This is a genomic window from Thermoflexus sp. (assembly GCF_034432235.1).
In the GTDB taxonomy this organism is placed as follows: domain Bacteria; phylum Chloroflexota; class Anaerolineae; order Thermoflexales; family Thermoflexaceae; genus Thermoflexus.
In genome coordinates this window covers 1-6,209 of sequence record NZ_DAOUCJ010000027.1, presented here as the reverse complement: position 1 = coordinate 6,209, position 6,209 = coordinate 1, and the positions used below count along the sequence as shown (strand labels likewise).

The 6,209-nt window shown below is 66.0% G+C and carries 7 protein-coding genes; 4 read left to right on the top strand and 3 right to left on the bottom strand.

Annotated features, from left to right (window positions below; genetic code table 11):
* Positions 1 to 276 precede the first annotated feature (276 nt).
* From galK to VAE54_RS02805, 3 genes are all read left to right on the top strand, one after another.
* Positions 277 to 1,440 carry a galactokinase gene (gene galK, locus VAE54_RS02815; protein ID WP_322800414.1) on the top strand — a complete coding sequence of 388 codons (1,164 nt, stop codon included), beginning with the start codon at positions 277 to 279 and terminating at the stop codon, positions 1,438 to 1,440.
* 62 nt (positions 1,441 to 1,502) lie between these two features.
* Positions 1,503 to 2,810 carry an MFS transporter gene (locus tag VAE54_RS02810; RefSeq protein WP_322800413.1) on the top strand — a complete coding sequence of 436 codons (1,308 nt, stop codon included), beginning with the start codon at positions 1,503 to 1,505 and terminating at the stop codon, positions 2,808 to 2,810.
* A 99-nt stretch (positions 2,811 to 2,909) separates the two neighbouring features.
* Positions 2,910 to 3,230 (top strand): DUF4282 domain-containing protein, encoded by a 321-nt coding sequence (locus VAE54_RS02805; protein WP_322800412.1) that lies wholly within the window; start codon positions 2,910 to 2,912, stop codon positions 3,228 to 3,230.
* Between the two features lie 348 nt (positions 3,231 to 3,578).
* On the opposite strand, the gene VAE54_RS02800 is transcribed toward VAE54_RS02805, so the two are convergent.
* From VAE54_RS02800 to VAE54_RS02790, 3 genes are read right to left on the bottom strand one after another with little or no spacing between them, the layout of a single operon-like run.
* Positions 3,579 to 4,154 (bottom strand): ClpP family protease, encoded by a 576-nt coding sequence (locus tag VAE54_RS02800; RefSeq protein ID WP_322800411.1) that lies wholly within the window; start codon positions 4,152 to 4,154, stop codon positions 3,579 to 3,581.
* 24 nt (positions 4,155 to 4,178) lie between these two features.
* Complete coding sequence (locus tag VAE54_RS02795) at positions 4,179 to 5,480, bottom strand: amylo-alpha-1,6-glucosidase (protein WP_322800410.1); 1,302 nt, start codon at positions 5,478 to 5,480, stop codon at positions 4,179 to 4,181.
* 3 nt (positions 5,481 to 5,483) lie between these two features.
* Positions 5,484 to 5,621: a hypothetical protein gene (locus VAE54_RS02790; protein WP_322800409.1), complete on the bottom strand. Its 138-nt coding sequence runs from the start codon at positions 5,619 to 5,621 to the stop codon at positions 5,484 to 5,486.
* An 80-nt stretch (positions 5,622 to 5,701) separates the two neighbouring features.
* Between VAE54_RS02790 and VAE54_RS02785 the strand changes: the two genes are divergently transcribed.
* Positions 5,702 to 6,124: a helix-turn-helix domain-containing protein gene (locus tag VAE54_RS02785; RefSeq protein WP_322800408.1), complete on the top strand. Its 423-nt coding sequence runs from the start codon at positions 5,702 to 5,704 to the stop codon at positions 6,122 to 6,124.
* Positions 6,125 to 6,209 lie beyond the last annotated feature (85 nt).

The following is a 6,209-nucleotide window of genomic DNA, read 5'->3' as shown; positions in this document are numbered from 1 at the left end:
CGTGAGATCGATGGCGAGCACGCGGCGCGCCCTTGCGGCCTCCGCTGCCTCCAGCACCACCGCGAGGATCCCCTCGGCGATCGCCCGTTCATGCATGAGGTCCCTCCATGGTCTTAATATTAGTATAGCGTAGGGCTTCGGGAAGGTTTATTCCCCGGGCCGCCGGCTTGTCTTTCCAGAATTCGCGTTTCACCATTGAGCGATGGGCCGGGCGTGGGAGGCGATCGGCCGCAACGCTCCGGTATGCGAACGATTCGCGGAATCGGAGGCGATCCAATGACCCACGCGGAGACGCGGGCGATTGGGGCGTTTCAGGAGCGGTTTGGGGAGCTTCCCTGTGTGCGAGCCCGGGCCCCCGGCCGGGTGAATCTGATCGGGGAGCACACGGACTATAACGACGGCTTTGTCCTCCCGATGGCGATCCACCGGGCCATCTGGGTGGCCGCCCGCCCCCGACGGGATCGCCGGGTCCATCTCATCGCCGCGGATTTCGGGGAAGAGGCCGTGTTCTCCCTGGACGAGCTGCAGCCGGGGGGGGTGCGGGGATGGGCGGCCTATCCGGCCGGGGTGGCCTGGGCCCTGGAGCAGGCGGGCTTTCGCTTTCCAGGGGTGGATGCGGCGGTGGCGGGGGATGTGCCGATCGGCAGCGGGTTGAGCTCCTCCGCCGCGCTGGAGGTAGCGTTCGCCATGGCGTGGGTCGCCCTGGGCGGTCACGAGGTGCCCCGGCTGGAGCTGGCCCGGCTGTGTCAGCGGGCGGAGAACGAATTCGTGGGCGTGCGATGTGGGATCATGGACCAGATGGCCGCCCTGTTCGGCCGGCGCGGCCATGCCCTGCTCATCGATTGCCGCTCCCTGGAGACCCGCCTCATCCCGATCCCGGAGGAGATCGTGGTCCTGGTGGCTGATAGCGGGGTGCGCCGGGAGCTGGCGGCCTCCGAATACAATGCGCGCCGGGCGCAGTGCGAGGAAGCGGTGCGGCGGCTCCAGGGGCGATATCCCGGGATCCGTGCGCTGCGGGATATATCCCGGGCGCAGCTGGAGGCCGCCCGCATGGAGCTTCCGGACCGGATCTACCGGCGGGCCCGGCATGTGGTGACGGAGAACGAGCGGGTCCTGCATGCCGTGGCAGCGCTGGAGCGCGGGGATCTTCCGGCCTTTGGGGAACAGCTCAACGCCTCTCACGAGAGCCTGCGGAGCGATTATGAAGTGAGCGCTCCCGAGCTGGACACCCTGGTGGAGGCGGCCCGTTCTGTTCCCGGCGTATACGGGGCCCGGCTGACGGGGGCCGGCTTCGGAGGCAGCATCCTGGCGGTCGTCCGGCGGGAGGCCGCTCAGGCGGCGGGCGAGGTCATCATCCGGCATTATGAAGCGCGTTTCGGCCGGCGCCCCGCTCTGTTTGCGGTGGAGCCGGATGATGGGGCCACCGTTCATTTCGAATAGAATCCGGGGGCTGTCGGAGGCGGCCCTTTCTTCCGATCCATCGCTGATGAGGGATGCCTGCCATGTCCACCCATCGCGCGCATCATCCCTTCCGGGCGCTTCGCCACTGGAATTACCGCCTGTATTTCATCGGCCAGCTGATCTCCCTCAGCGGGACCTGGATGCAAACGATCGCCCAGAACTGGCTGGTCTATCGGCTCAGCGGATCGCCGGTCAGCCTGGGCGTTATGAACGGCCTCTCCGTTCTGCCGCTTTTGCCCCTGGCCCTCTTCGGTGGAAGCCTGGCGGATCGCTTCCCCCGGCGCTGGTTGATTGTGATCACGCAATCGCTCATGATGGGTCAGGCCTTCCTCCTGGCCTGGCTGACCTGGAGCGGGTGGATCCAGGTCTGGCACGTCTGGGTCATGGCGATGCTCCTGGCCGCCTTTCAGATGCTGGATGTGCCTGCCCGTCAGGCCTTTGTGGTGGAGATGGTGGGCGAGGAAGATCTGGGAAACGCCATCGCCCTGAACTCCTCCCTCTTCAACTTCGCGCGGATCATCGGCCCCTCCCTGGCCGGCCTGGTGGTGGCGACCTTAGGGGAGGCCATGGCGTTCTTTCTGAACGGCCTTTCCTTTCTCGCGGTGATCGCCGGCCTCCTGGCCATGCGGTTGCCGGCCTCGACCGCCCGGCGGCGCCTGTCTGGAGCTTCCGGGGATCCTCTGGCCGGGCTGGCGCGGATCCGATCCGATGTGATCCTGCAGGGCCTGGTGAGCATGGTGGGGGTTTCCGCCTTTCTATCGATGCCCTACACCACCCTTCTCCCGGTTTTCGCCCGGACCTCCCTTCGGGATAGCGCGGCGCCGGTGGTGGGGGCCCTTTGCCGGGCAGCGGCGGAGAGCCGTCTGGGGGGAGCGCTCCTGTCATGCGTCCAGCCGGAAGCGGTCGCCTATGGCCTCATGATGGGGGCGGTCGGGGTTGGCGCGGTGGCCGGGGCGTTGCTGGCGGCGGCGTATGGAGACGCAGGCCAGCGGGGGCGCATGCTGACGTGGGGGAACCTGGGCTTTCCGATGGCGTTGCTGGGGTTCTCCCTTTCCCGGTCTTTCTTCATCGCTCTGGGCTTTCTCGTGCTCACCGGGATCGCGTTCGTGTGGCAGAACGCGCTGGCCAACACCCTGATCCAGACCCACGTGGAGGATTCCGTGCGGGGGCGGGTGATGGGGGTTTACACTCTTTCCTTTCAGGCGATGATGCGCCTCGGGGGCCTGCAGGCAGGTTTGATGGCCGGCCGGCTGGGCGCACCGGCTACCGTCGCTCTGGGTGCTGTCGTCAGCCTGAGCTATATGATCTGGGCTCATCAGCGCTACCCCGGGATCCGCCGGTTGCCGTAGATCCTCCGGGCAACCCGGTTTTTCAACGGTGGCCGTTGGCGCGTGGGCGCGATGGGTCCTAAACTGGATGCATCGAATCTACGCGTTCGGGAGGTCCGCATGAACTGGGAAGACTTCCTCACCTTCCGCCGCATGATCACCCCGTATCTCATTCAGGTGCTGTTCTGGATCGGGGTCGCCCTGAGCGTCCTGGCCGGCTGTGTCGTTTTGTTCGGCGGGATCACGGGAGGTGGGCTGGCGGGGCGACGCGATGGCGCGGGGGCGATCCTCGGGGCCCTCTGTCTGAGCCCGCTGGTCGTAGTCCTGGGGATCCTGATTTCGAGAATCTACGCGGAGCTGCTGATCGTGACGTTCCGGATCAGCGAGACCCTGACCGACATCCGGGAGCTACTGGAGCGTCAGCGTCCGACAGGCGCGTGATGGACGATTCGGGGGGTCAGGTCGGCGGGGAGGTCATGGCCCGAATTGCCAGAGGGACCATCTTTCTCGATGTCGAAAAGCCGGGAAGAGGATCCCTCGCGAAACCCTCCCCCTCTTTCCCGGGAATGCCATCCAGAGGGCGGGAGGATCAGGCGCGGAAGAAAGATGGGACGAAGGGAACCAGCGTGTCCCATCCCTCCGTGATGATGCGCCCCCGGGTGACCTCATCCAGCGTCACCGTCTCCCCTCGGTTCGGATGACCAGGGTGATGGCCTCCCCATTATGAGGAAAGCAAAGCACCGGACACAGAAGCGGAGGGATCCGGAGCGCCCGATCGAACGGACCGGCTCAGGCCAGGTGGGGGGGCTCCTGATACTGAATGGAAATCACCTCTGCGCCGGCCGGGAAAAGCTCATGCACGATCTCGTGGACCAGCCCCCATGCCTTCGCTTCCTCCGGGTTCAGCGTGATCCGATCGTGCATGGCGGCGATCACCTCCTCCACCGGCTTCCCCGTGCTGGTCGCGATCACCTTGGCGATGTTCTCCAGATCGATCCGCAGGCCCTTCATGCGCTCCTCCAGCTGTTTCTCCTCCAGGCTGATCGGCTGGGGGAACTGCGCGCTGATTCCGTGGAGCAGGAAGCGGGCATGGGGCACAGACAGGCGACGGGCTCCTGCGCAATACAGCACCACGCCGATGGAATCGACGCTGCCGAAATTGCAGGTGGTGATGCGAGCGGGGATCCCTTTCAGGTAATTGTAAGCGCTCAGGCCATGGAAGACGCTCCCGCCCGGAGAGGAGAGCAGCAGCAGGAAGTCCCGATGGCCTTCCCGCATTTTCTGATCGACAGCGTTGAGGAGAGCATTGATGGTGATGTCGATCACAGGGGCGAAGAACCGGATCACCACGGGCGCATGCGCCATAGGGCCTCCGTTTCCGGCGGATGTCTACAGCAGTTCCCATCCCAGTAAGAGGGCAGCGGACCAGGTGAAGTCCCCGATCCCCAGGCCTTCCCCGGTTCGGGGGTCATAATACTCGTGAAACCCAGAGCGGGCGATCAGCTCCAGCGTGTGACGGCGGATCTCCCCGGCGAGCGCATGGAACCCGTAGCGGGCCAGGCCGTGGGCGATGAGAGCGTTCACATTGATCCAGATGGGTCCCCGCCAGTAGCGCCGTGGCTCCCAGCCCGCGTCGGCTTTGCTCACCGTTGGAACCAGATAACGGGTTCCTCCATTAGGGGCGAAGGCCTCCGGGTTCCTCAGGTAACGGTCCACCATCTCCCGGGCCTGCTCCGGTGTGGCCAGGCCGGCATACAGCGTCAGGAACCCCCCGGAGGCGATCACCGGGATCCGATCACCCGCCACCCCATCCCAGTCCAGGAAAAATCCGCGCGCAGGGTCCCATAACCGGGTCTGGAAAGCGGCCCGGCTTCGTTCCAGCCATCCCTCGATTTCCCCGACGGGTTCTCCCAGGGTCCGGGCCATGGCCAGCAGGGCTTCCTCCGAGCGATGGCGCAGCGCGTTGAACAGGACATCGTAAACGCGGAAGGGGGAGCGGCGCACCCCGCTTTCCCCATACTGGTGGGATCGGAGGTGGAAGATCAGGGCGAGGAAGCGGTCGTAATCGGCACGACGGGGGCGCTGCTCCTCCGGGACCCAGTGGGCGTCGGCCCGTTGATAGGGGGGAAGGCCTTCCGTGGGGACCCGGGATAGGGGGAGGTCCCAGAGGGGGCTGTTATCCATTCCGGATTCCCAGGGATGGACGATGCAGCTCAGGCCGATGTCATCGGGATCCCGAACGGTGTGGAGCCAGCGATGATAGGCGTGCAGGGCCGGGAAGACCTCGCGGAGGAAGGCCTCGGCCCGTCGGCGATCCGGATCGTGCTGGAAGAGGATCCAGGCGACGAGGGCCAGGACCGGGGGCTGGGTGATGCCCGAGGTCGGGAGATCCCCCGGCGCCTCCGGCGCAAGATCCGAGCGCCAGACATCTGCCCCGGGGAAATACGTGCTGGGCCAGCCATAGAACACCACGTGAGGGAGCATCCCGTTGCGCCACTGGCCCCGCAGGGCGGCGCGGATCTCCCGGTAAGCCCGCTTGAAGTCCTCCAGAGCGGCCCAGCCCAGCGCCGCGAACCCGGCATCCCACAGCCAGAGATGGGGATACTGCCGCGGGGATGGCGCGGTGAAGGTTCCCCGATCATTTCGCCGCAGCACCTCGGCGGCAGCCGTTCGCAGATCGTCGATCTTCATAGCTCAGCGCTCGACCTGTTTTGGTTTTTTTTCCTGGCCGAACCGGCGGGTGACTCCGGCCTGCTCCGCTCTCTGCACCATCATATCATAATGATCCAATGCCGTCCGCCCTGAGCGGATCACCCTTCGCTGGATTTTCATTCCTTCTCCTCAAATGACTGACCCTTCGAAGCTGTCCAGGAAGCGGAAACCGGGAGGCTGGAATCCGCTCCGGTTCCCCGGTGGGTTTCGGACCTGCTGGCCCACGCCTATCGGATTCCTCCGGCAGAGGGAAGAGGGTCAGGAGCTGCCCGCTCCCTGCGTTCCCCACTCGGTTGATTCCGCGAACAGCTCGAAGAAAGGCGGGAACATCTGAGAGGCCCGGCCGGCGGACGGGGGAGGGGATCGAGCTGGTGTTGCCCCTGAGCCGGGAGGAGCTGGCGGAGCTGTGTGGGACGCGCCTGCACACCGTGAGCCGGCTGTTGAACGGTTGGCAACGGGCGGGCTGGGTGCGCCTGGGGCGACGCCGGGTTGTGCTGCGGAAGCCCCACGGGCTGGTTGCCCTGGCCGAGGAGCTGGAGCCCCCCTCCTTGTTCGGGCGCAAGGTGGAGAAGAGGAAGGCCGCCGAGCATGGGAGGGAGAGCGCTTCCGCGGAGGACCGATGATCCGGGGGGAGTGGTCGATCGAAGAGCTGAGGGCGCGTTATCCCCGATCCCGGGAGGTTCTGATCCGCTGGGGGATGTGGTGCCC